Raw genomic sequence first — 21,701 nt, forward strand, 5'->3', positions numbered from 1 at the left:
TTAACATTATATCACAATAAATAATAATAATCATCTGGAAGAGGTGAAAATTATGAATAATTTAGACAATCAAGTATTCTTAGAAACTGCAGAGATTTTAAAGGTTATAGGTCACCCTATTAGACTGTGCATATTAAAGGGGTTATATGTTGAAGGTGAAAAAAATGTAACTACTATGCAAGGATGTTTAAATATTCCACAATCTACTGTTTCACAACATATTGGAATTTTAAAAAATAAAGGTATTATAAAGGGAAGGAGAAATGGACTTGAAATAAATTATTCCATATGCAATGAAAAGGTTATTAAAATATTGGAGACCTTATTAAAAGAGGAATTGATATGAAAAACTTAAAGGATATTAAGGATTATGCTCAGAATATAGCAGATATTATAAAAAGCGTAATTGGTGTTGACGTTACAATAGTTGATTCAAATAATATTAGGGTGGCTGCAACTGGAATGTATAAAAACTTGATTGGAAAAAGATAGTGGATAAGTCTGCCTTTAAAAAGTCAATGGAATTAAAGAAGATATTAATAATAGATAATCCGAGGGAAGATGAAATATGTCTTGAATGCGAAAATAAAATTAATTGTATAGAATATGCAGAGGTATGTTCTCCTATCGTAGTTGAAAGTAGTGTTGTAGGAGTAATTGGATTAGTGGCACTCTCAAAGCAACAAAAGATGCAATTGAATAATAATAAGGAAAATTTAATAAAATTTTTAACTAAAATGAGCGATATGATTAGTACTAAAATTTCTGAATTAAATATATGTGAAAAACAAAACTTGATTATAAGACAAATAGAAACGATAATTAATTCAATTGATGAAGGGATTATTGCTGTTGATTTAGATAAAAATATTTTATTCAAGAACAAGATGGTAAATGAAATTTTAAAGGAGGAAGAGATAAATCTATTTATTTCTAAACTGCTACAAGAGGATATATATAAGAATGTCCTTTTAGGTAAAGAGATAAAAAATATACAGTTTGGAATAGAGGATAGAAATTTTTTGGTTTCTATAAAACCGATAGTTGATTGTAATAAGTTGCAAGGAACTATTATTTCTTTAAAAAATATGAAGGATATTAGTAAAATAATAAGAGATATGACACTTATAAATAGTGATACAACATTTGATAGTATTATAGGGAATTCAGATAATTTTTTAAAGGCTATAGATATAGCAAAGAAAACATCAAAATCAGACTCAACAGTATTGATACTTGGAGAGAGTGGAACGGGTAAAGAGTTATTTGCAAGAGCTATACATAATGAAAGTAAAAGAAAAAAAGGCCCTTTGTTGCGGTAAACTGTGCAGCAATACCAGAATCGCTTCTTGAAAGCGAGCTTTTTGGTTTTGAAGAGGGAGCCTTTACAGGTGCCAAAAGGGAGGTAAAATTGGTAAATTTGAACTTGCACAGGGAGGAACACTTTTTTAGATGAAATAGGGGATATGCCTTTGCATTTACAGGTTAAACTTTTAAGGGTGCTTCAAGAAAAATATATCGAAAGAATAGGCAGTAATAGGCAGATAGAAGTTGATATTAGAATTATAGCAGCTACACATAAAAATTTAGAGGAAATGGTGTTAAAGGGAGAGTTTAGGCAGGATTTATATTATAGGTTAAATGTTATTCCTATTAAAATACCTCCTCTTAGGGAAAGAAGAGAGGATATTAAGGTACTTATGGATTACATATTAAATAAGTGCTCTTTAAAGCTCAACAAGAATATAAAGGGTTTTGATGAAGGTGTATATGAGGCATTTTTAAATTACCATTGGCCTGGAAATGTTAGAGAATTAGAAAATATAATAGAATATCTTGTTAATATAGAAAATGGAGAATTTATAACCTATGATAAAATTCCAGAAAAACTAAAAAATAAAAAGCAAGAAGGTGCGACTATATTTGATCTAAAATATCACGAAAAAATTTAATAAAAGAAGCACTTGAAAAATTTAATTCAAGGGATGAAGCTGCAAAGGCATTAGGAATAGGAAGGGCGACCTTGTTTAGAAAGATAAAGGAGTATGGATTAAATTAGTATCAAAATGATACTTTTAGTATCATTTTGATACTAAAGAAAAGGGTATTTGAATAGGTGGTTTTAAGGGACAATAAGTATCAATTTGATACTTATTGTCCCTTAAATTGTTTATTTTATTTTGGCACGTGTTTTGCAGTAATATATGTAGGTAAGGTTATTTAGGAGGTTTGCAGTATGAGAAATTTAATAAAAACGTGCTAAAGCAAGAAGTAGTATTGGCATTAGGATGTACAGAACCAGTAGCAGTTGCACTTGCATCAGCTTCAGCTTATAGTGTAGTAAAGGGTGAAATAGATAATATAAACGTTATAGTGAGTTCAAATATATTTAAAAACGCCTTTGCAGTTGGTATTCCTGGAACTAAAAATGTAGGACTTCATATTGCAGCTGCATTAGGTGCAGTAGGAGGAGACTGCAAATTAAAGCTTGAAGTATTGAAAAATATAAATTTAAATCACGAAAAGCAAGCTAAAAAAATAGTTGAAGAGGGAAGAGTTAGAATAGATGTTGATGATTCAAAGGCACCTTTTTATATAAGGGTTGAAGTTTATACAAATAATGGTTTAGGTGTTTGTGAGATAAGGGAAAAGCACTCCAATATAGTTTATCTTGAGGCAAATGGAAGAGTTTTATATGAAAATAGGGAGGTAGCTTTAAGTAATTCAAAGGTTGAATATGATTTAAAAAATTATAGACTATTAGATTTAATTAAATGCATAGAAGAAATGGAATATGACGAATTAGAGTTTTTATTAGAAGGTGCTGAAGTCAATATTGAAATTGCAGAGGAAGGTCTAAAGAACAGCTATGGTATGGAAATAGGAAAAAGATATAGGAAAATGATTGAAGAAGGAATTTTATCCAATGACATTCAGAATAATATAATAATGATGACTGCAGCAGCTTCAGATGCAAGAATGGCGGGATGTTTTATGCCTGTTATGAGTAGTGCAGGTTCAGGAAATCACGGAATAACTGCAATTATTCCTGTTGCGGTTTGTTCTAAACTTTTAAATAAAGATAAAATTACACTTGTGAAGGCACTTGCTATATCACATATAACAACAATATATATAAAACAGTTTACAGGTAGATTATCAAGCGTTTGTGGTTGTGGTGTTGCAGCAGGAGTAGGTGCTGCCTGTGGTATTTGTTATTTATTAGGTGGTAAAGAAAAGGAGTTTGAGTATACAATTAAAAATATGGTTGGGGATATAAGTGGTGTAGTTTGTGATGGTGCAAAGCCAGGATGTGCTATAAAACTATCTACAGCAGCTGCTGCAGCCTACAAAGCAGCACTACTTGCAAATAGAGGAGTTTATGTTCCTTGTGGAAATGGAATTGTAGGATGTGATATAGAAGCTACTATAAGAAATTTAGGTGTATTTACTATAGAAGGAATGAAAAATGTTGATAGAACAATAATAAACATAATGCTTAAGAAGGAATACGAGTCTGTATGCTGATTTATGTATAGGTATTTTAACATTTTCACCATTAACAATAGTTTATAAATTGTTAATGGTGTTTTTGTTTTGGAATATTATAATAGAATAAAAGGAGGTTGATAGATTTGAATAAAATGGATATTTTAAACAGAATAAAAGAGGAAGAAGTTGAGTTTATTTATCTTCAGTTTACAGATATATTTGGAATAATGAAAAATGTTGCCATTACAACAAGTGAGCTTGAAAGAGCGTTAAATAACGAGATAGTTTTTGATGGTTCGTCTATAGATGGTTTTGTTAGAATAGAAGAATCCGATATGTATCTATATCCTGATATTAATACATTTTTAGTGTATCCTTGGTACTCAAGTTTTGGAAAAGAAGCAAGATTTATTTGCGATATTTATGATTCAGAGGGCAAGCCCTTTGAAGGAGATCCAAGATATGTTTTAAAAAAGGTATTAAAAGAAGCAAAAGAAATGGGATATAGCATAAAAATAGGTCCTGAGTGTGAGTTTTTTTATTTAATACTGATGAATTTGGTAAGCCAACATTAACAACCCACGATGATGCAAGCTATTTTGATTTAGCACCTGTAGATTTAGGAGAAAATGCAAGGAGAGAGATGGTTTTAACCCTTAATAAAATGGGATATGAAGTTGAGGCATCACATCACGAGGTTGCACCGGGCCAGCACGAAATAGATTTAAAAAATGATGATGCATTAGCCTCTGCAGATAAAATAGTAACCTTCAAACAGGTTGTAAGGAAAATAGCTAAAAATCACGGTTTGCACGCTACTTTTATGCCAAAACCAATATACGGAATACCAGGTTCAGGTCTTCATACCAATATATACGTATACAAAGAGGGTAAAAACATATTTTATGATAAAGATGACAATCTGAATTTATCTAAAGAGGCATATAGTTTTATAGCGGGTATTATGGAGCACGCAAAGGCTATATGTGCAATAACCAATCCCAATGTTAATAGCTATAAAAGGTTAGTATCGGGTTATGAGGCTCCAATGTATATATCTTGGTCTTGCAAAAATAGAAGTCCTTTAATTAGAGTACCTTCAAGGTTAGATAAAAATGCAAGAATAGAACTTAGAAGTCCAGATCCTTCTTGTAATCCATATTTAGCATTAGCAGTTATAATAAAGGCAGGATTAGATGGTATAAAAAAGGATTAAAACCTTCTGAACCTGTAGATAGAAATTTATATGAACTTACTGATGAGGAAAGACAAGAAGTAGGTTTAGATTTACTGCCTCAATCACTTAGGGAGGCAATAAAAGAACTAAAGAGGGATGATATTATAAAAGAGGCGTTAGGAAGCCACGTATATAATAGATTTATTGAGGCAAAAGAGATGGAATGGAAGGAATACAAAAGTGTAGTTACATCTTGGGAAGTAGAAAGATATTTAACAAAGTATTGATGAGGGGCTAAATATGGATAGGCTTAAAATAGCTTTAGCAGATAATGATGAAGAAATATTAAAAACTGTTCAGATAATGTTAGTGCAAATGGGATTTAATGTAGTTGCAACTGAAAAATCAGGTTCATCACTTTTAAGAAAAATAAGAAGTATAAATCCTGATGTTGCTATAATAGATGTAAATTTAAGAGGTATGTCTGCCTTTGAGATAAGTGATGTAGTTGAAAAACAAGGTATATGCCCTTGTATTATAACTATAAAAGGAAGTATAGATGAATATTTTGATAGATTAAAAAATAAATTAGTATTTGCATATATTCAAAAGCCCTTTAATGCTACAAGTTTAAGATATGCAATAGAGTCAGCATATTTTAACTACAAAAATTTAATGGATATGGATAGAAAACTAAAGGAACGAAAGCTTATTGATAAGGCTAAGGGATTAATAATGAAGAAGTACAACTTAACTGAAGACAAAGCCTATGAATATATTAGAAAAAAAGTATGGATAAAGGGTTAAGTATGTATAGAATTGCCCAGGCAATAATTGATATAATTGAAGGTAGTAATAAAAATGGAGGGGATAATAATGAAAAAGCTTGATTGTAGAGGTTTTGCTTGTCCAAGACCTGTAATTATGACAAAGAAGGAAATAGATAATATGGTTAGTGGTGAAATTGAAGTTTTAGTAGACAATCAAGGAGCTAAGGAAAATGTATCTAAACTTGCACAAAGCTATGGACTTGAGTATAGTATAAAGGAAGATAGTGAAGGAATACACGTAATTATTAAAAAGACACAGATTAAAGAAAACAGTTTAGATAAGGATGATAAAAACATTGTAATAGCTATAACAACAGATTGCTTTGGACACGGAGATGATGTATTAGGTAGAACGTTAATGAAGAGCTACATATATTCTTTAACAGAGGTTGATAAAAAGCCCAAAACATTAATATTCATCAATGCAGGAGTAAAATTAACTACTGAAGGTTCTGAGGTTTTAGAAAGTTTAAAGGTTTTAGAAGAACAGGGAGTAGAAATATTATCCTGCGGAACGTGCTTGAATTTTTATAATTTATCCGATAAATTAAAAATAGGTACTGTATCCAATATGTATACAATAGTTGAAAAGATGCACGAGGCAGCAAATACTATTAAAATATGAGGTTGATGTGTATATGGAATATATTATAGTTACATTTGAAAGCACAAACTTTGCAATACAAGCAGAATCAGTATTAAAACAGCTAAATCTTAATGTTCAAATAATACCAACTCCCAGAGAAATTACATTAAGTTGTGGAATATCTATTTTAACTCAAATTGAAAATCTTAAAGAAATAGATGAACTTGTTAAAGTAGGTAAGATAAGAATTAAGGAAGTATATAATTATATAAAGGATGATGTAAAGAAACTTGAGAGATTAAGACCATAGGTCTTAATCTCAAATTTTAAGGAGGTGATATTATGAATATAGTTAATAAATTTAAAGAGGCAGTTGAGAGTAATTTAACACAAGAAAAAATTATAGAAGGTTCTTTGAAATTTTTTAAGGCGATTGCAATAATAGTAATATGTTTAGTAATAATAAAGATAGGTGAAAAGATAATTCATTCATTTTTGAAAGGCAAAAGAAGTCTAAGTTTGGTTTAAATGAAAAAAGGCTGCAACGCTTCAGGAGCTTTTTAAGAGTTTGCTAAGATATACAATGTATTTTGTTGCAGCTATATGGATATTTGATATAAAAACAGTTATTGCAGTAACTGGAGTTGCTGGTGTTGCAATAGGTTTTGGTGCACAAAATTTAGTTAAGGATATAATATCAGGAGTTTTCATATTGTTTGAGGATCAATTTGCAGTAGGTGATTATGTTGTTATAGATGGTTTATCAGGATTTGTGGAAACTATTGGTATTAGAGTAACAAAACTAAGAGATTTTTCAGGAGATTTGCACATAATACCAAATGGAACAATATCTAAGGTTACAAATAAAACAAGAGGTAATATGAGGGCTCTTGTTGATGTAGATATTGCCTATGAAGAAGATATAGATCACGCAATCTCTGTTATAAAAGAAGTTTGTGAGGAAGTAAAAAAGATTTACAAGACATAGTAGAAGGTCCAGATGTTCTTGGAGTTGTAAAATTAGGTGAATCTGGTATAACTATAAGAGTGGTAGCAAAGACTATTCCAATGAGACAGTGGGCTATTGAAATGGAACTAAGAAGAAGAATAAAATATAGATTAGACAAAGAAGGAATTGAGATACCATATCCAAGAAGAGTTATATATAGCAAGGAAGGAGGAAAGTAGTTGGTAAAGGTATTTAATTTAGGCGATATAGTTGAGACAAGAAAGGAACATCCCTGTGGAAGTAAGACGTGGGAAGTTATAAGGCTTGGTGCAGACATAAAAATAAAATGCACAGGCTGTGGAAGGATAGTTATGCTTCCAAGGGCAAAATTCGAAAAGTCTGTAAAGAGGATAATAAAATCAGCAGTTGAAGAAAATAGTGACTTGACTTAATATTAATAATGTGTTAATATAGAGAAGTTGTAATCCCTGCTCATTTTATGAGCCGTTTAGTCCGGAGGGAGGAGGTGAACGATAATGAGAAAGTACGAAGCACTATATGTTTTAGCACCAAACCTAACTGAAGAAGAAATAAAGGCAAACGTAGAGAAGTTCAAGAACGTTGTTGTTAATGGTGGTGGAGAAGTAGAAAATATAGACGAGTGGGGCAAGAGAAAGCTTGCTTATGAAATAAACCACGTTAACGAAGGATACTATGTACTTATGAACTTCTCAGCTAATTCCGAACTACCAATGGAATTAGACAGAGTGCTAAGAATCTCCGATAGCGTTATAAGACATCTTGTTGTTAATTTACAAAAGTAATTTATAGGTGGTGTTTAAAGTGAATAAGGTTGTTTTAATTGGCAGATTGACAAAGGACCCTGATCTTAGATTTACAGCTGGGTCTGGTATTGCCGTAGCCACCTTTACTGTTGCAGTAGAAAGAAATTACGTAGGTCAAAATGGACAAAGAGAAGCAGATTTTATACCAGTTATTTGTTGGAGAAAACTTGCTGAAAATGTTGCAAACAACCTAAACAAAGGAAGGCTTGTGGCAGTATCTGGGTCTATTCAAACAAGAAAATATCAGGCTCAAGATGGAAGCACAAGATATATTACAGAGGTTGTTGCGGATGAGGTTAAATTTTTAGATTGGCCAAAGGACGGAGGTTCGGCACAAAGAGGAGCTTCAGGCATGTACGGCCAAAGCTATGAATCTCCTATCGATGATTATAACGGTGGAGATTTTATTCCAGTTGATGGAGAAGAAGAAGTTCCATTCTAGTCTAATTCTTGAGGTAAGGAGGGTAGAAAAATGGCAAACGCAAAAGGAAACTTTAAGCAAAGAAAGAAAAAGAGAGTTTGTGCTTTCTGTATGGATAAAGTTGAATACATCGATTACAAGGATGTAGCAAAGCTTAAGAAGTACATCACAGAAAGAGGAAAGATTCTTCCAAAGAGAATCACAGGAAACTGTGCAAAGCATCAAAGAGAACTAACAATAGCAATAAAGAGAGCAAGAAATATAGCTCTTCTTCCATATACAGCAGAATAATAAAGTGCCTAAAATTTAGGCACTTTTTATTTTACATTAATAATAAATATGCTATAATTGTATTAATGTAAACATAGAAATTTTTGGGGGATTTATATGTTTAATGCCGATGAACTTAATATATTAGATAATATAAAACTTATTGAAAACTACAAAGCATTTTTACTTTCATCAGTTGCAGATCTTTTTACAAGTATGGCAAAGGGAAATAAATCAAGTACCGATGAAATAACAGATGAATTATCAGAAATAATAATATTATCCTATATGCTTGGAAGAAGATTAGGTATTAGCTTTTCAGAAATAGATGAAAAGGTAATAAAGAAGCTAAAGCTTGGACTTTTAAAGGAGGAGGCAGATACACAGTATCAAGACTGTGCAAAGCTTATATCTTACATTAGAGAAGGAAGAGAGGTTTGATTATGAAAGATAGAACATCAACTCGCTCGATAGTAGAAGCAGGTTTGTTTACAGCTATAAATGTTGTATTAATTTTAGCCAGTATATACATTCCTTTTATATACTTTGTAGGCATATTTTTATGGCCAATACCTATAGCATTGACCTTTTAAGACATAATTTTAAGTATAGTCTATTATCTGTTATTGCAACAGGTGCAATTGTTGCTTTTACGGTTGATCCAATTACTGCAGTTACATTTGCAATTATATATGGTGCACTTGGACTTGTAATGGGCTATTGTATAAAAAATAAAAAGTCAGTTGCAATTACATTTACTTTTATGGCTGTAGTTGTATTTATATCAACAGCAATACTTATTAAACTGTCTAATTTAATTTTAGGACAGGATTTATTGAAATCTATGATACAGATGATAGAAGAAGCCTCAAAAATGACAAGAAAATTATATGTAGGATTAGGAGTACCAAAAGAGCAGATAGATGCGTTATTAAGTAGGCTGATACCAAGCTCAGAAGTTATTACAATGGTATTCCCAGTGACAGTGCTTTTATATTCATTGTTAAGTGCACTTATTAGTTACCTATTTGCGTACAAAATATTTAATAGATTTGGTTATAAGGTAGAAAAGGTAAAAACACTTTCACAGTGGTATATTCCTGTTAAACTTGCAACGGCAATATTAGTGATTGTATTAATTAGTTATATACTTGTAGTAACAAATTTCCCAAATGCACTATCATATTATTTTAACGCACAAATTTTATTTAGTTTTATATTTACTATAAATGGCATTGCGGCAATTGATTTTTATTTAATAAAGAGAGAGATGAAGGGATTTTTAAGGTTTTTGATAATCTTCTTTGTTATGACTTCGCCACTTGCTAATATTGTATTTATAATAGGTATTATGGATTATATATTTAACTACAGGAAACTTGATTATAGGAGAATAAGAAAATAAAAATTCCTCGCAGGAGGAGATATTTATGGATAATAAATTTTATAGATTTTTTCCAAATACAAAACTTTATATGTTATTTATAGCTATTCTTTTAGCCTTTTTAATGTTTTATAACTATCCTATAGGCATTATAGGTTTAGTTATTTATGCTTATCTTATATACTATAATTTAAAGATAAATAAAATAAGAAGCCAGGAGTTTTCAAAGTTTGTAGAGACTCTCTCGGCGGATATTGACATTGCTGGTAAGAACACACTATCCAAAATTCCTATTCCTCTTGTTATAGTAGATAGTAGTGGTAAAATTCTTTGGGCAAATTCTCTTTTTATATGAATACAAAAATTAATTTATATGGCAAGGATATAAGGGAATTCATAAAGAATTTTGATTCAAATTTAATATTAAAAAATAAAGAATATTTCTTTGAAAAGGTAGCAATTAAAGATAAGATATTTAATGTTTTGGTCAGTCCGGTTGAGGCAGAAAAGGAAAAGGATAGATATATATTTTTGCTTTATTTTATTGACTATACTAATTATTATACTTTATACGATATGTATAATGAAAAAAATCTATTGTAGCACTTTTAGAGGTTGATAATTTTGATGAAGTCATAAAAAGTACAGAGGATATAAACAGACCTACACTTCTTGCAGAGATAGATAATAGAATTAATGCATTTGCCTATTCCATAGATGCATTGATAAGAAAGTATGACAACTATAAATATATATTAGTGTTTGAAAGCCACTATTTTGATGTGTTAGTAGAAAATAAGTTTGATATATTAGATAAAATAAGAGAGATTGATGTAGGAAATAAAATACCTGTAACGTTAAGTATTGGTTTAGGTAGAAATGGAGAAACAATTGCAAAAACACATCAATTTGCAGTTGCAGCAAAGGATTTGGCATTAGGTAGAGGAGGAGACCAGGCTGTTGTTAAAGATGGCGATAGGTTATCCTTCTATGGTGGAAAGACAAAGGAAGTTGAAAAAGAACAAGGGTTAGGGCAAGAGTAATTGCCCACGCTATTTCAGATTTAATAGAACAGACAGAAGAAGTTGTAATTATGGGGCATGAAGTTCCTGATATAGATTGTTTAGGGGCTTCCCTTGGGATGTATAGAGGCGTAAAATTATGTGGTAAAGAAGCCTATATAGTTTTGAATACTGTTAATAGTTCAATTGAAAAAATGATGGAGAAGGTTATAAAGTCTGGACAATATAATGGAGTTTTTATTAAAAGCGAATTAGCATTACAAAAGGTGATGGCAGGTGCACTTTTAATCATTGTGGATGTTCATAGAAGAAATTTGTTGGAGTGCCCAGAACTTGTAGATTATGCCAAAAATATAGTAATAATTGATCACCATAGAAAAAGTGCAGATTTTATTGAAAAAGCAACTATGAACTATATTGAGCCCTATGCAAGTTCAACCTGTGAACTTGTTACAGAAATACTTCAATATCTAAAAGAAAAACCTCAAATTGAACCTTTAGAGCTTCAAGCACTAATGGCAGGTATATATATGGATACAAAACTTTTCATTTAAAACAGGAGTTAGAACCTTTGAAGCAGCAGGTTTTTTAAAGAAAAATGGAGTAGATATAATAGAGGTAAAAAAGTTGTTTATGGATGATTTAGAAACATATAAAGAAAGGACAAAATTAGTTGCAAATGCAGAAATAAATGATAAAATAGCAATTGCAGTATATGATGGTATAGTTAAAAATCATTTGGTAATACCGCAGGCTGCAGATGAACTTTTAACTTTAGAGGGTGTCGAAGCATCCTTTGTACTTGCAAAATTAGATAATGAGGTTGTAATAAGTGGAAGATCTTTAGGTGGTATTAATGTACAGCTGATATTGGAAAATTTAGGGGCGGAGGTCATATGACCATAGCAGGTGCTCAACTTAGCAATGTTGATATACAGGACGCAAAATTGTTGTTATTAGAATCAATAAAAAATACTTTAAGGAGAGTGACGAAAGATGAAGGTAATATTAAAGGCTGATATTAAGGGTGTAGGTAAAAAGGATGAGGTAATAAATGTATCAGATGGATATGCAAGAAATTTTCTATTTCCAAAGAAGCTTGCAGTTGAAGCAACAGAGGGCAACTTAAGGGTTTTAGAGGAACAAAAGGCAAAGGAAGCTGAAAAGAAAAGAGAAGAGATAAAGGCTGCACAGGAGCTTGTAAAGAAGTTAGCTACATTGACTGTTGAAGTTGCTGTAAAGGTTGGAGATAATGGTAAGATTTTTGGTTCAGTAACATCAAAGGATATAGCAGATGCATTAAAGAAACAACACAATATAGATATTGATAAGAAGAAGATAGATTTACCTGAAGCAATAAAGATTGCTGGAGTATACACTGTTGATGTTAAGGTATATCCAGAGGTTACGGGAAAGCTTAAGGTATCTATTTTACAAAAATAGAGAGGAGTATTTGATTGAATAAAAGAAATAACTTAGCAATTGATTTAAAAAATAATTTTACAAATATGATGAATGACATTGATGTACAGGTTGAAGCACTTAAGGAACTATTAAATAAGCTATATGGTGAAAAATATGTAAATGATGTGTTAAAGAAATTAAATCTAAAAAGCAGTATAAAAGTGATAAAGTAGAAGACAAAATATTTGTTTTACAAAGGTTAATTTTAAAGAAGGAGGATTATATAGATAATCCTATAGAATGTCTTCAGGAGATAAAAAGGAACTCTCAAAAAAATAGCTTTAAGACACGTTGAGGATGAAATAGACGGAGAGGTTGAAAAATATCTTCTTGAAAAACAAGACAAGCTTATAGAGGAAGTAAAGCTAAGCATAATTAAAAAGAAAAATGGTTCAGAAAACAGCAAGACATTAAAGAAACTTGTGGAATTACAAAAGCTTGATACAATAAAACTTTCAAAATCAATAATGGAGTTCTTAAGGCCTGAAAATAAGGATGAAATAGTAGGGCAGGAAAGAGCTTTAACAGCACTTGTATCAAAGCTCTGTTCACCATACCCACAGCACATAATACTTTATGGTCCTCCAGGTGTTGGAAAAACAACAGCAGCAAGACTGGCACTTAAGATTGCAAAGGAGTTTAAGACGTCTGTATTTAATGAGGATGCACCCTTTGTAGAAGTTGATGGAACAACATTAAGGTGGGACCCAAGAGAGATAACAAGTCCTCTTTTAGGTTCTGTGCACGATCCTATATATCAAGGAGCAAAAAGGATTTTATAGAAACAGGAGTCCCAGAACCAAAACTTGGACTTGTAACAAAGGCCCACGGTGGTGTTCTTTTTATTGATGAAATTGGAGAAATGGATGAAATGCTCCAAAACAAACTATTAAAGGTATTAGAAGATAAAAGGGTTGAGTTTTCATCATCATATTATGATCCTGATGATGAAAGTGTGCCTCTTTATATAAAGAAACTATTTAATGAAGGAGCACCAGCTGACTTTATATTAATTGGTGCAACTACAAGGGATCCAAGTGAAATAAACCCTGCATTAAGGTCAAGATGTGCCGAGGTGTATTTTGAACCTTTGACTAAAAAGCACATTAAGCAGATTGTTTTAAATGCAGCAAATAAGTTAAAAATTAATATAGAAGATAGGGCAACTGATGCAATAAGCGAATATACGCTTGAAGGAAGAAAGGCTGTTAATATACTTGCTGATGTATATGGATATGTTGTTCAAAAGAGGGAACAGAAAATATTACAATAACCCTTCAAGATGTATATGAGGTTGCTGCACTGTCAAGATTAACTCCTCAGTTTAAAAATTATTCAAAGGAGACTAAGGAAATAGGAAAGACTTATGGACTTGGTGTATATGGATTTTTAGGTTCTGTTCTTGAAATAGAGGCAGTAGCCTTTAAAAAGGATTCGCCTTCAGGTACAGTAAGGTTTAATGATACTGCTGGAACTATGGCTAAGGATTCTGTCTTTAATGCAGCAACTGTGATAAGACAGATTACTGGAGAAGATATTTCAAATTATGATGTTCACGTTAATGTTGTGGGCGGAGGAAATATAGATGGTCCTTCTGCTGGACTTGCTATAACACTATCTATTTTAAGTGCAATTGAAGAAAAACCTCTAAGACAGGATATTGCAATAACAGGTGAAATATCTCTAACTGGAAGTATTAAGCCTGTTGGAGGAATACCTGAGAAGATATATGGGGCTCTTCAGGGAGGAATTAAGAATATTATTATTCCAAAGGAAAATTTAAAGGATGTTCCAATAAACATTGAAGAGGCTAATATTATACCTGTAGACCATATTAATGAAGTACTTGATATTGTATATTAGGAGGTGAGGAAATGGAAACACAGTTAAGAGTTCCTCCACATAATATTGAGGCAGAACAGTCTGTACTTGGTGCTATGATAATAGAAAATGATATTATCTATGAAGTGTCTGAAATACTAACAGGTGATGAGTTTTATAAAGAGGGACATAGAGTTCTGTATAAAACTATAATGGAAATACACAATGATGGAAAACCTGTTGATACAATAACATTGATTGATACTTTAAAGGGAAGAGATTTGCTTGAGGTAGTTGGAGGAATTTCTTATATAAGTGACCTTATCTCCTCAGTACCTGCAGTATCAAATGCTAAGCACTATGCAAAGATAGTTGAGGAAAAGTATCTACTTAGAAGCTTAATATCTGCATCTCATAGAATTATGGATAAATGCTATAATGAACAGGATGATGTAGAAGAGGTTTTAAGTGATGCAGAAAAAGTATATTTGATATATCTCAAAAAAGAAAAATGAGGATTTTGAATCAATAAAGCCTATATTAGAGAGAAGTTTTGAACAAATAGAACACGTATACAAATTTAAAGGGGATACAACAGGAATACCTTCTGGTTTTATTGATTTAGATAAAAAACATCTGGTTTTCAAAAGGGAGATTTTATACTGGTTGCGGCAAGACCATCAATGGGTAAAACTGCCTTTGTATTAAATATAGCTCTTCACGCTGCACTTAGAGATTCAAAAGCGTAGCTATATTTAGTCTTGAGATGTCAAAGGAACAGCTTGTATATAGAATGCTTTGTGCAGAGGCAAATGTTGATATGCTAAAGCTTAGAACAGGGGATTTAGATGATGAGGATTGGCTAAGACTTGCAAGAGCAGCAAGCCCTATGGCAAAGGCTTCAATATTTATTGATGATACACCAGGTATTTCAATAATGGAGATGCGTTCTAAATGTAGGCGATTAAAGATGGAAAAGGGCCTTGATTTAATAATGGTAGACTACCTTCAGCTTATGAGTGGAGGTAAGAAATCTGAAAGTAGACAGCAGGAAGTTTCAGAAATATCAAGGTCATTAAAGGCTATTGCTAAGGAGATGAATGCACCTGTAATTGCATTATCCCAGCTTTCTCGTGCACCAGAGGCAAGATCAGACCACAGGCCAATTCTATCAGACCTTAGAGAATCAGGTTCTATAGAGCAGGATGCTGACCTTGTTATGTTTTTATATAGAGATGAATACTATAACAAGGAATCGGAAAAGAAGAATATAGCAGAAGTTATTATTGCAAAGCAAAGAAATGGTCCAACGGGAACTGTTGAACTTGCTTGGCTTGGACAATATACTAAGTTTGGAAATCTGGATAAGTACCATAATGTGTAAAAAGCAAAAGGTGCAACACACCTTTTGCTTTTTTATGTAAGCGTCAAAATTTTAGCACCTACAACTTTTATAAAAAGACATTAAAATATCCGGTTCTATAATAAATGTTGGGGCGTAGACCCAGCATATTTTTTACAAAAAATATGTGCACCTGATTAGACACCTGGTAAAATTAAAATAACCAAACAAAAACCTTACCTGAAAGGAGGCATCCATCAAGTGCACACTAATAATTCTATCAAAAATTTATTAGGTTTTAAAGATGTTATTATAAAAAGATTATTCATAATGACACGTACATTGAGATATACTTAGAAACTAAGAAAAAAATTTGTACTTGCCCTAATTGTAATTCCAAAGTTACAAGAGTTCACGATTATAGAATTCAGCGTATTAAAGACATACCCTTATTCTTTAAACATACTTTTATCATTCTTAAAAAACGTAGATATCGTTGTAATGCCTGCGGCAAAAATTTTATGAACATATAGAATTTTTACCTCGTTATCATAGAATAACTAATAGATTAGCTATGTTTGTAATTTATGAATTATCTAATGAATATAGTATGACATCAGTTGCTAGAAAAACTAATCTATCTATCGATACTATAAAACGTATTTTTGATAATGTATCTTACTCTTCTCCTACTAATTTACCTAAAATAATATCTATAGATGAATTTAAAGGTAACTCTGGTGGTTCTAAATATCATTGTGCAATAGTCGATCCTGTTAATCATAAAATACTAGACATTATTAAAGATAGAAAAGAGCATATTCTTATAGATTATTTTAGAAAAATTAAAAATCGCGATAGCGTTACACACTTTATTTGTGATATGTGGCAACCCTATATTGATTTAGCTAAAACTTATTTCAAAAATGCTGTAATTGTTATAGATAAATTTCACTATATTAGACAAGTCATATGGGCAGTAGAAGCGGTAAGAAAACGTATCCAAAGAGAACTATCAATTAAATTAAGAAAATACTTTAAAAGAAGTAAAAAGCTTATTTTAAAAAGATATGGCTTACTTGATACAGATTCAAAGTTAGCTTTACAAGTTATGTTTTCTTATAATAGTGAATTAGCAATTGCCCACACTTTAAAGGAAAAGTTATTGAGTATTATTGATGCTTCACCTTCTTCTAACGAAGCTCGTGTCCTCTTAAAAGATTGGATTAAACTTGCACAAAATAGTGGTATCAATGAATTGAAAAGATGTGCAAATACCTATATCAGATATTTTAATGAGATTTGTAATTCTTTTGATATTCCTTATACAAATGCTTGTATAGAAGGATTTAATAATAAAATCAAAGTTATTAAAAGAATAGCCTTCGGCTATAGAAATTTTGATAGATTCAGGAATAGAATTCTTCATTGTTGTAATAAATAATCTGTTAAATATTGTATTTTAGGAAATCCAACTATCGTTGGTCTTTTTGTCGTGCAATTTTTTAAGGGTAAACTCCCCTCATCCTATCTATCTTGCTAAAATCATTATCAAATAAGAAAGGACAGGCATTCTAATCTAATGCCCGCCCCAACTATTGACAAAGAGCCAAATATCCTAGTAAGGCAAATAAGCTTTACTAGGATTAATTTATTTCTTATCTTTAATTTTCATATCTTCAGGTATTTTATGAGACCAAGGCATAAGATTACCTAAGCTATCGCTATCTTGCATATCTATTTTTGATAGGTTATCAAACAAATAGACTAAATACTTTTCTACAACTATATTGTTAGCCTTGGCAGTTTCAATAATACTATATATAATAGCACTAGATGTTGCACCTTTTGCTGTATTTGCAAACAAAAGTTTTTTCTACCTATTACAAAAGGTTTGATAGCTCTTTCTGCTGCATTATTATCAATTTCTAAAGAACCATCAAGCAATACATTCTTTAGTCCAGGTAAATGTTTTTTAGCGTAGTCTAGTGCTTTGCCTAATGGACTTCTTGGAAGAGCATTAGGTATTTCTCTTTCAACATAATCTATAAATTCATCTAATAGCGGAGCTAATTTTTCAGCTCGTATTTTATATCTAATTTCATAATAGTTTTCATCACTTGAATAAGATTCTCGTAATTCTTTTCAAGTTTATAAATTTGCTCACAAAAATTAAACCCTATTATAGCTCTAGAGTCCTTTAGGGCTTCCTCATCCAGCTCTGCAATTATATTATAAAAGTGTCTTCTTATATGAGCTAAGCAGTACACTCTTGTAGCATTTGAAACAGAGTTATAGCCACTATAACCATCTGTTTGAAGATACCCACTAAAATCTCCTAAGAAATTTTTAGGGCAAGAGCTTGAACAGGTATTTTGATAATCATACAAAATTACAGGCTTTGAATTAGTATTACTCATATATAACCACATATATTTTTAGATTTAGACTCTGTACCATTATCATTAATTACAGTTAGAGTAGTTTCATCTGCATGAATATAATTTCTACTTAACAATTCTTTTTTCATGTGGTTATATATTGGTTCTAGAGCTTTGGCTGCCGCCATAGTCCAGTTTGATAGAGTTTGCCTTGAAAGTGTGGCTCCCATCATATCAAAATATGTTTCCTGCCTGTAAAGTGGTATAGCATGTTGATATTTTAAAGTAAGAGTATGTGCAACCAATTCATGTGAAGCCATGCTGTTGTAAAAAATAGTCTTTGGAGCTTCCGTTGAAATTATATTACTTTCGCCTGTTTCTTTTTCACAAGCTTTACAAGCGTAGCTGTATATAATATGTTCTTCAACTATAAGTTTAGCTGGAACATACTTTATAATTTCCTTTCTAGATTTAACACCAATTTCAACAAGATCTTCACCACATTCTTTGCATTTAAGGTCTTCGCCTTCTAATTTATGTTCAATAACCACTCTTTCTAAATTTGCAAGATTATCTTTTTACCTGTACTGTTATTTCTCTTAGCTCTTCTATATGTAATTTCTTCTAAAGTAGGTTCTTCTGCTTTTGAATCACTATGTTTTTCAGCCTCGTTAAAAAGAGATAGTTGGTTAGCATCTACTTGTTCACTAGATGTTCCAAATATCTTTTTATTCTTATTTGATATAATAGACTTTAAAAATTCTATTTCATTTTTAAGATTTTTTATTTCTTCATCTTTTTGACTTAATTCCTTTGATTTCGCATTGATTTCTTCTTCCATCTTTTCTATTAATGCTTTTGTAGTATCATCTATTTCATTAGTTAAAATTTCGTGATTCATCGTAAAGTACCTCTTTAGAATTTATTTTACAAATTAATTATATCATAAAAGTCCTTGAAAATAAAGGTTTCTCAAGGACTTTTTATGTTCTATTAAAAATAATTACTTGGTTTTATAGGTTTAAATTTAGATACTGTTCTTACTTCGTAACCTTTTAAAAGCCAACGTAATTCTTCTATATTAACTTTTAATGCTTCTTGTGGATTTGATGGCCATTTAAAGCGATTAGCTTCTAAACGATAATAATATAACCAAAAGCCTTCGTCAAAATGCAGAATCTTTAATTTATCCATTTGTTTGTTGCAAAAACAAATAAGGCTTTTTCAAATGGGTCTAGCTTCAATTGACTTTGGACTATCATTACTAGACCATCTATACTTTTTCTTAAATCCGTAAAGCCGCAGGCAAGATAAACTGTTTGTACTTTTTCTATATTTAGCATGATATAGATAATTCCTTTATTATTTTAGATATTAGATTGACTTCATCAGAAGGAATGATTACAGTTACATTACCTACGGTAATTTTTACTTCTTTTGATAATTTAGCAGTTTCTTTTGCTCATCTTGTATAGCTAATGGAATAGCGTGAAATACAATGTCTTTTCTATCATTTGATTCTTCCTTTTGCAATCTTTTTCTATGGTAATAGAATTGTGTTTTACAAATGTCATTTTCTATACAAAAATCCTTTACTGTTATTGAACCATTATATGATTCAAATTTCTTTATATATTCTTCCCATTTAGCATGACTCATTCTTTTACCCATAAATTACCTCCCATTAATAATATTTGCTTTTATTCTATCAATGGGAGGATGAGATATCTAGGTACTTAATTTTTGACGCTTACTTTTTATTATACTAACCATATACTTGAATCAGCATCTGAGGGCATTCTAAGGTCTCCTCTTGGGGAGAAGCATACGCTTCCAACTTTAGGGCCATCAGGCATACAAGAACGTTTAAACTGTTGAGAGAAAAATCTTCTATAAAATACATTTTGCCACTTCTTTATATATTCCTTATCATATTTATCGGAAAAGGCATATTCAGCCAGGAATAGTACCTTTTCAGGAGGCATATTGTATCTTACAGCATAGAAAATAAAGAAATCGTGAAGTTCATAGGGACCTACTGCATCTTCTGTTTTTGTTTTATATTACCCTCTTTATCAGGGGGAAGAAGTTCTGGGCTTATTGGTGTATCTAATATATCCTTTAGTATGTCTTGTGTTTTCTTATCTTCTGTTTTTTCAGCATACCAATTTACTAAAAATTTAATAAGTGTTTTTGGTATACTTGCATTTACAGCATACATTGACATATGATCTCCGTTATATGTACACCATCCAAGTGCAAGTTCAGAAAGGTCGCCAGTACCAACAACTATTCCACCTATTTTATTTGCTATATCCATTAGTATTTGAGTTCTTTCTCTTGCTTGAGTATTTTCATAGGTTAAATCGTGTATATCTTTATCGTGTCCAATATCCTTAAAGTGCTGTAGGCACGCATCTTTAATATTTATTTCCATTAAAGTACATCCAAGAGATTTAATTAGATTAACAGCGTTTGTATAGGTTCTATCTGTTGTTCCAAAGCCAGGCATTGTTATAGCAATAATGTTTTGAGAAGGTATGTTTAATTCCTTAAAGGTTTTATAGGTAACAAGAAGAGCAAGGGTAGAATCAAGTCCACCAGAGATACCTATAACAGCCTTTTTAAGTCCCGTATGTTCAAAACGCTTTGATAAACCTGCAACCTGAATATTAAATATTTCATTACATCTAATGTCTATTTCTTGTTTATTGGAGGGTATAAAAGGAGTTTTAGAAATATATCTGTCAAAACCTTCGATATTAATTTTATTAAAGTTAATATAGACTGTTTGAGGTTTTATATTAGAGATTTTTAGGCTATCTATAAATGTCTTGTTAATTTGTCTTTCGGAGTTTAATCTGTCTATATCTATGTAGGAATATATAATTTGACTCTCTCTTTTAAACCTTTGTGAAGAGTTTAATAGAGAACCATTTTCACATATTAATAGGTCTCCGCTAAAGACCAAATCAGTTGTCGATTCGTGAACTGATGCAGAGGCATATATATATCCACATATGCATCTTGCACTTTGGCCCTTTATGAGCTCACGCCTATAATCTGACTTTGCAACAACTTCATTGCTGGCAGATAGGTTTAATATTATATTTGCACCATTTATACAAAGAAAACTACTTGGAGGTATAGGTGCCCATACATCCTCACATATCTCAACACCAACTCTTAAGTCTAAGTTTTTATCTTCAATTATCACATTTCCAAAGGGAACTTTTTGGTCTAATAAAGTTATCTCCTCAAGGCTTTCAACCTCAAATCCAGAAGAAAACCATCTTTTTCATAGAATTCTCGGTAATTAGGGATATACATTTTAGGTACAACGGAGAGTATTTTTCCAGATTTAAATACAACTGCACAATTTAAAAGTATATGGTTTACTAAAATAGGCGTTCCAACAGCACAAAGTATATCTGTATGCTTTGTTGATTCTATAATGTTTTTTAGTGCTGTATAGGCGTCGTTTATTAATTTTTTTGGGAAAATAAATCAGCACAGGTGTATCCGGTTATACTAAGTTCAGGAAATACAATTATCTTTGCTGAATTTTTATCTGCCTCTAATATAATATTTTTATTTCCTCTGCATTATAAAAGGGATTAGCAACTTTTAGCTTAGGTGAAGATGCTGCCACCTTTATGAAACCAAAATTATTCACAGTATCACTCCCTCTTTAGTATCTAATTCTAATTTACTACA

Annotated in this window: 29 protein-coding genes and 6 pseudogenes; 28 read left to right on the plus strand and 7 right to left on the minus strand. The window is 31.3% G+C overall.

Annotated elements, in window-relative coordinates:
- Positions 1–52: 52 nt before the first annotated feature.
- From PL321_RS08295 to PL321_RS08435, 28 genes and pseudogenes are all read left to right on the plus strand, one after another.
- Complete coding sequence (locus PL321_RS08295) at positions 53–346, plus strand: ArsR/SmtB family transcription factor (protein ID WP_273964152.1); 294 nt, start codon at positions 53–55, stop codon at positions 344–346.
- Positions 343–492: a hypothetical protein gene (locus PL321_RS08300; RefSeq protein WP_273964153.1), complete on the plus strand. Its 150-nt coding sequence runs from the start codon at positions 343–345 to the stop codon at positions 490–492. Before PL321_RS08295 ends, PL321_RS08300 begins: the two co-directional genes overlap by 4 nt.
- A 719-nt stretch (positions 493–1,211) precedes the next feature.
- Positions 1,212–2,059: pseudogene (locus PL321_RS21220) on the plus strand (sigma-54 interaction domain-containing protein); the annotation flags it as partial.
- Between the two features lie 170 nt (positions 2,060–2,229).
- The gene (locus PL321_RS08315; protein WP_273964154.1) at positions 2,230–3,528 is read left to right on the plus strand and encodes an L-cysteine desulfidase family protein; all 1,299 of its coding nucleotides are present in this window, start codon (positions 2,230–2,232) and stop codon (positions 3,526–3,528) included.
- A gap of 116 nt (positions 3,529–3,644) precedes the next feature.
- A pseudogene (glnA, locus tag PL321_RS08320) lies at positions 3,645–4,956 on the plus strand (type I glutamate--ammonia ligase).
- Between the two features lie 13 nt (positions 4,957–4,969).
- Positions 4,970–5,476 (plus strand): ANTAR domain-containing response regulator, encoded by a 507-nt coding sequence (locus tag PL321_RS08325; protein ID WP_273964155.1) that lies wholly within the window; start codon positions 4,970–4,972, stop codon positions 5,474–5,476.
- 69 nt (positions 5,477–5,545) lie between these two features.
- Positions 5,546–6,124: a sulfurtransferase-like selenium metabolism protein YedF gene (gene yedF / locus PL321_RS08330; protein WP_273964157.1), complete on the plus strand. Its 579-nt coding sequence runs from the start codon at positions 5,546–5,548 to the stop codon at positions 6,122–6,124.
- 13 nt (positions 6,125–6,137) lie between these two features.
- Complete coding sequence (locus PL321_RS08335) at positions 6,138–6,395, plus strand: DUF3343 domain-containing protein (RefSeq protein WP_273964158.1); 258 nt, start codon at positions 6,138–6,140, stop codon at positions 6,393–6,395.
- 32 nt (positions 6,396–6,427) lie between these two features.
- Entirely contained in the window at positions 6,428–6,613 is a 186-nt protein-coding gene (locus PL321_RS08340) for a hypothetical protein (RefSeq protein WP_273964159.1), read from the plus strand.
- 40 nt (positions 6,614–6,653) lie between these two features.
- Positions 6,654–7,073, plus strand: coding sequence for a mechanosensitive ion channel family protein (locus tag PL321_RS19855; protein WP_337960997.1), 420 nt, complete (start codon positions 6,654–6,656; stop codon positions 7,071–7,073).
- Positions 7,070–7,273, plus strand: coding sequence for a mechanosensitive ion channel family protein (locus PL321_RS19860; RefSeq protein WP_337961133.1), 204 nt, complete (start codon positions 7,070–7,072; stop codon positions 7,271–7,273). Before PL321_RS19855 ends, PL321_RS19860 begins: the two co-directional genes overlap by 4 nt.
- Entirely contained in the window at positions 7,274–7,486 is a 213-nt protein-coding gene (locus PL321_RS08350; RefSeq protein WP_273964160.1) for a DUF951 domain-containing protein, read from the plus strand.
- A gap of 84 nt (positions 7,487–7,570) precedes the next feature.
- Positions 7,571–7,858, plus strand: a complete 288-nt coding sequence (gene rpsF / locus PL321_RS08355; protein WP_027308691.1) for a 30S ribosomal protein S6 — start codon at positions 7,571–7,573, stop codon at positions 7,856–7,858.
- Between the two features lie 19 nt (positions 7,859–7,877).
- Positions 7,878–8,321 carry a single-stranded DNA-binding protein gene (locus PL321_RS08360; RefSeq protein ID WP_273964161.1) on the plus strand — a complete coding sequence of 148 codons (444 nt, stop codon included), beginning with the start codon at positions 7,878–7,880 and terminating at the stop codon, positions 8,319–8,321.
- A 30-nt stretch (positions 8,322–8,351) separates the two neighbouring features.
- The gene (gene rpsR / locus PL321_RS08365; RefSeq protein WP_027308689.1) at positions 8,352–8,591 is read left to right on the plus strand and encodes a 30S ribosomal protein S18; all 240 of its coding nucleotides are present in this window, start codon (positions 8,352–8,354) and stop codon (positions 8,589–8,591) included.
- Between the two features lie 96 nt (positions 8,592–8,687).
- Entirely contained in the window at positions 8,688–9,011 is a 324-nt protein-coding gene (locus PL321_RS08370; RefSeq protein WP_273964162.1) for a MazG-like family protein, read from the plus strand.
- A gap of 2 nt (positions 9,012–9,013) precedes the next feature.
- Positions 9,014–9,163 carry a hypothetical protein gene (locus tag PL321_RS08375; protein WP_273964163.1) on the plus strand — a complete coding sequence of 50 codons (150 nt, stop codon included), beginning with the start codon at positions 9,014–9,016 and terminating at the stop codon, positions 9,161–9,163.
- On the plus strand, positions 9,133–9,975 hold the full coding sequence (locus tag PL321_RS08380) for a YybS family protein (protein ID WP_273964165.1): 843 nt from the start codon (positions 9,133–9,135) through the stop codon (positions 9,973–9,975). Before PL321_RS08375 ends, PL321_RS08380 begins: the two co-directional genes overlap by 31 nt.
- Before the next feature lie 25 nt (positions 9,976–10,000).
- Positions 10,001–10,309 (plus strand): hypothetical protein, encoded by a 309-nt coding sequence (locus tag PL321_RS08385; RefSeq protein WP_273964167.1) that lies wholly within the window; start codon positions 10,001–10,003, stop codon positions 10,307–10,309.
- Entirely contained in the window at positions 10,306–10,557 is a 252-nt protein-coding gene (locus tag PL321_RS08390; RefSeq protein WP_273964168.1) for a hypothetical protein, read from the plus strand. The genes PL321_RS08385 and PL321_RS08390 overlap by 4 nt, the downstream gene beginning before the upstream one ends.
- Positions 10,558–10,607: 50 nt before the next feature.
- Positions 10,608–10,997 carry a hypothetical protein gene (locus tag PL321_RS08395; RefSeq protein WP_443110762.1) on the plus strand — a complete coding sequence of 130 codons (390 nt, stop codon included), beginning with the start codon at positions 10,608–10,610 and terminating at the stop codon, positions 10,995–10,997.
- A 50-nt stretch (positions 10,998–11,047) separates the two neighbouring features.
- Positions 11,048–11,530 (plus strand): DHH family phosphoesterase, encoded by a 483-nt coding sequence (locus tag PL321_RS08400; protein ID WP_273964170.1) that lies wholly within the window; start codon positions 11,048–11,050, stop codon positions 11,528–11,530.
- 79 nt (positions 11,531–11,609) lie between these two features.
- On the plus strand, positions 11,610–11,876 hold the full coding sequence (locus PL321_RS08405) for a DHHA1 domain-containing protein (RefSeq protein WP_273964171.1): 267 nt from the start codon (positions 11,610–11,612) through the stop codon (positions 11,874–11,876).
- Between the two features lie 96 nt (positions 11,877–11,972).
- On the plus strand, positions 11,973–12,419 hold the full coding sequence (rplI, locus tag PL321_RS08410; protein WP_273964172.1) for a 50S ribosomal protein L9: 447 nt from the start codon (positions 11,973–11,975) through the stop codon (positions 12,417–12,419).
- A gap of 65 nt (positions 12,420–12,484) precedes the next feature.
- Positions 12,485–14,303, plus strand: a pseudogene (lonC, locus tag PL321_RS08420) (Lon family ATP-dependent protease).
- Between the two features lie 11 nt (positions 14,304–14,314).
- Positions 14,315–15,645: pseudogene (locus PL321_RS08425) on the plus strand (replicative DNA helicase).
- Positions 15,646–15,974: 329 nt separating this feature from the next.
- Positions 15,975–16,136, plus strand: a complete 162-nt coding sequence (locus PL321_RS21225) for a transposase family protein (protein ID WP_443110716.1) — start codon at positions 15,975–15,977, stop codon at positions 16,134–16,136.
- Positions 16,109–17,047 (plus strand): ISL3 family transposase, encoded by a 939-nt coding sequence (locus PL321_RS08435; RefSeq protein ID WP_337961026.1) that lies wholly within the window; start codon positions 16,109–16,111, stop codon positions 17,045–17,047. Before PL321_RS21225 ends, PL321_RS08435 begins: the two co-directional genes overlap by 28 nt.
- 207 nt (positions 17,048–17,254) lie before the next feature.
- Here the strand turns inward: PL321_RS08435 and PL321_RS08440 are convergent, their stop codons facing one another.
- From PL321_RS08440 to PL321_RS08470, 7 genes and pseudogenes are all read right to left on the minus strand, one after another.
- Positions 17,255–17,470 carry a transposase domain-containing protein gene (locus tag PL321_RS08440; RefSeq protein WP_273963010.1) on the minus strand — a complete coding sequence of 72 codons (216 nt, stop codon included), beginning with the start codon at positions 17,468–17,470 and terminating at the stop codon, positions 17,255–17,257.
- Entirely contained in the window at positions 17,389–17,703 is a 315-nt protein-coding gene (locus tag PL321_RS21230) for an IS66 family transposase (RefSeq protein ID WP_443110763.1), read from the minus strand. Before PL321_RS21230 ends, PL321_RS08440 begins: the two co-directional genes overlap by 82 nt.
- A pseudogene (tnpC, locus tag PL321_RS21235) lies at positions 17,673–18,535 on the minus strand (IS66 family transposase). The gene PL321_RS21230 and the pseudogene tnpC overlap by 31 nt, the downstream one beginning before the upstream one ends.
- A gap of 5 nt (positions 18,536–18,540) precedes the next feature.
- Positions 18,541–18,885: a transposase gene (locus PL321_RS08455; protein WP_273964176.1), complete on the minus strand. Its 345-nt coding sequence runs from the start codon at positions 18,883–18,885 to the stop codon at positions 18,541–18,543.
- A gap of 92 nt (positions 18,886–18,977) precedes the next feature.
- On the minus strand, positions 18,978–19,199 hold the full coding sequence (gene tnpB, locus PL321_RS08460) for an IS66 family insertion sequence element accessory protein TnpB (protein WP_273964477.1): 222 nt from the start codon (positions 19,197–19,199) through the stop codon (positions 18,978–18,980).
- A gap of 213 nt (positions 19,200–19,412) precedes the next feature.
- Positions 19,413–19,655 (minus strand): IS66 family insertion sequence element accessory protein TnpA, encoded by a 243-nt coding sequence (gene tnpA / locus PL321_RS08465; RefSeq protein WP_273962111.1) that lies wholly within the window; start codon positions 19,653–19,655, stop codon positions 19,413–19,415.
- Positions 19,656–19,744: 89 nt separating this feature from the next.
- A pseudogene (locus PL321_RS08470) lies at positions 19,745–21,660 on the minus strand (NAD(+) synthase).
- Positions 21,661–21,701 lie beyond the last annotated feature (41 nt).

Origin of the sequence: Caloramator sp. mosi_1, from assembly GCF_028622835.1 — a bacterium.
Classification (GTDB): Bacteria; Bacillota; Clostridia; order Clostridiales; family Caloramatoraceae; genus Thermobrachium.

What these genes read in the sequence shown, in the direction of transcription:
- PL321_RS08295 (WP_273964152.1), top strand. Translation starts at nt 53, where the DNA reads ATGAATAATTTAGACAATCAAGTATTCTTAGAAACTGCAGAGATTTTA.
- PL321_RS08300 (WP_273964153.1), top strand. Translation starts at nt 343, where the DNA reads ATGAAAAACTTAAAGGATATTAAGGATTATGCTCAGAATATAGCAGAT.
- PL321_RS08325 (WP_273964155.1), top strand. Translation starts at nt 4,970, where the DNA reads ATGGATAGGCTTAAAATAGCTTTAGCAGATAATGATGAAGAAATATTA.
- yedF (WP_273964157.1), top strand. Translation starts at nt 5,546, where the DNA reads ATGAAAAAGCTTGATTGTAGAGGTTTTGCTTGTCCAAGACCTGTAATT.
- PL321_RS08335 (WP_273964158.1), top strand. Translation starts at nt 6,138, where the DNA reads ATGGAATATATTATAGTTACATTTGAAAGCACAAACTTTGCAATACAA.
- PL321_RS08340 (WP_273964159.1), top strand. Translation starts at nt 6,428, where the DNA reads ATGAATATAGTTAATAAATTTAAAGAGGCAGTTGAGAGTAATTTAACA.
- rpsF (WP_027308691.1), top strand. Translation starts at nt 7,571, where the DNA reads ATGAGAAAGTACGAAGCACTATATGTTTTAGCACCAAACCTAACTGAA.
- rpsR (WP_027308689.1), top strand. Translation starts at nt 8,352, where the DNA reads ATGGCAAACGCAAAAGGAAACTTTAAGCAAAGAAAGAAAAAGAGAGTT.
- PL321_RS08370 (WP_273964162.1), top strand. Translation starts at nt 8,688, where the DNA reads ATGTTTAATGCCGATGAACTTAATATATTAGATAATATAAAACTTATT.
- PL321_RS08375 (WP_273964163.1), top strand. Translation starts at nt 9,014, where the DNA reads ATGAAAGATAGAACATCAACTCGCTCGATAGTAGAAGCAGGTTTGTTT.
- PL321_RS08380 (WP_273964165.1), top strand. Translation starts at nt 9,133, where the DNA reads ATGGCCAATACCTATAGCATTGACCTTTTAAGACATAATTTTAAGTAT.
- PL321_RS08385 (WP_273964167.1), top strand. Translation starts at nt 10,001, where the DNA reads ATGGATAATAAATTTTATAGATTTTTTCCAAATACAAAACTTTATATG.
- PL321_RS08390 (WP_273964168.1), top strand. Translation starts at nt 10,306, where the DNA reads ATGAATACAAAAATTAATTTATATGGCAAGGATATAAGGGAATTCATA.
- PL321_RS08400 (WP_273964170.1), top strand. Translation starts at nt 11,048, where the DNA reads ATGGGGCATGAAGTTCCTGATATAGATTGTTTAGGGGCTTCCCTTGGG.
- PL321_RS08405 (WP_273964171.1), top strand. Translation starts at nt 11,610, where the DNA reads ATGGATGATTTAGAAACATATAAAGAAAGGACAAAATTAGTTGCAAAT.
- rplI (WP_273964172.1), top strand. Translation starts at nt 11,973, where the DNA reads ATGAAGGTAATATTAAAGGCTGATATTAAGGGTGTAGGTAAAAAGGAT.
- PL321_RS08455 (WP_273964176.1), bottom strand. Translation starts at nt 18,885, where the DNA reads ATGAATCACGAAATTTTAACTAATGAAATAGATGATACTACAAAAGCA.
- tnpA (WP_273962111.1), bottom strand. Translation starts at nt 19,655, where the DNA reads ATGGGTAAAAGAATGAGTCATGCTAAATGGGAAGAATATATAAAGAAA.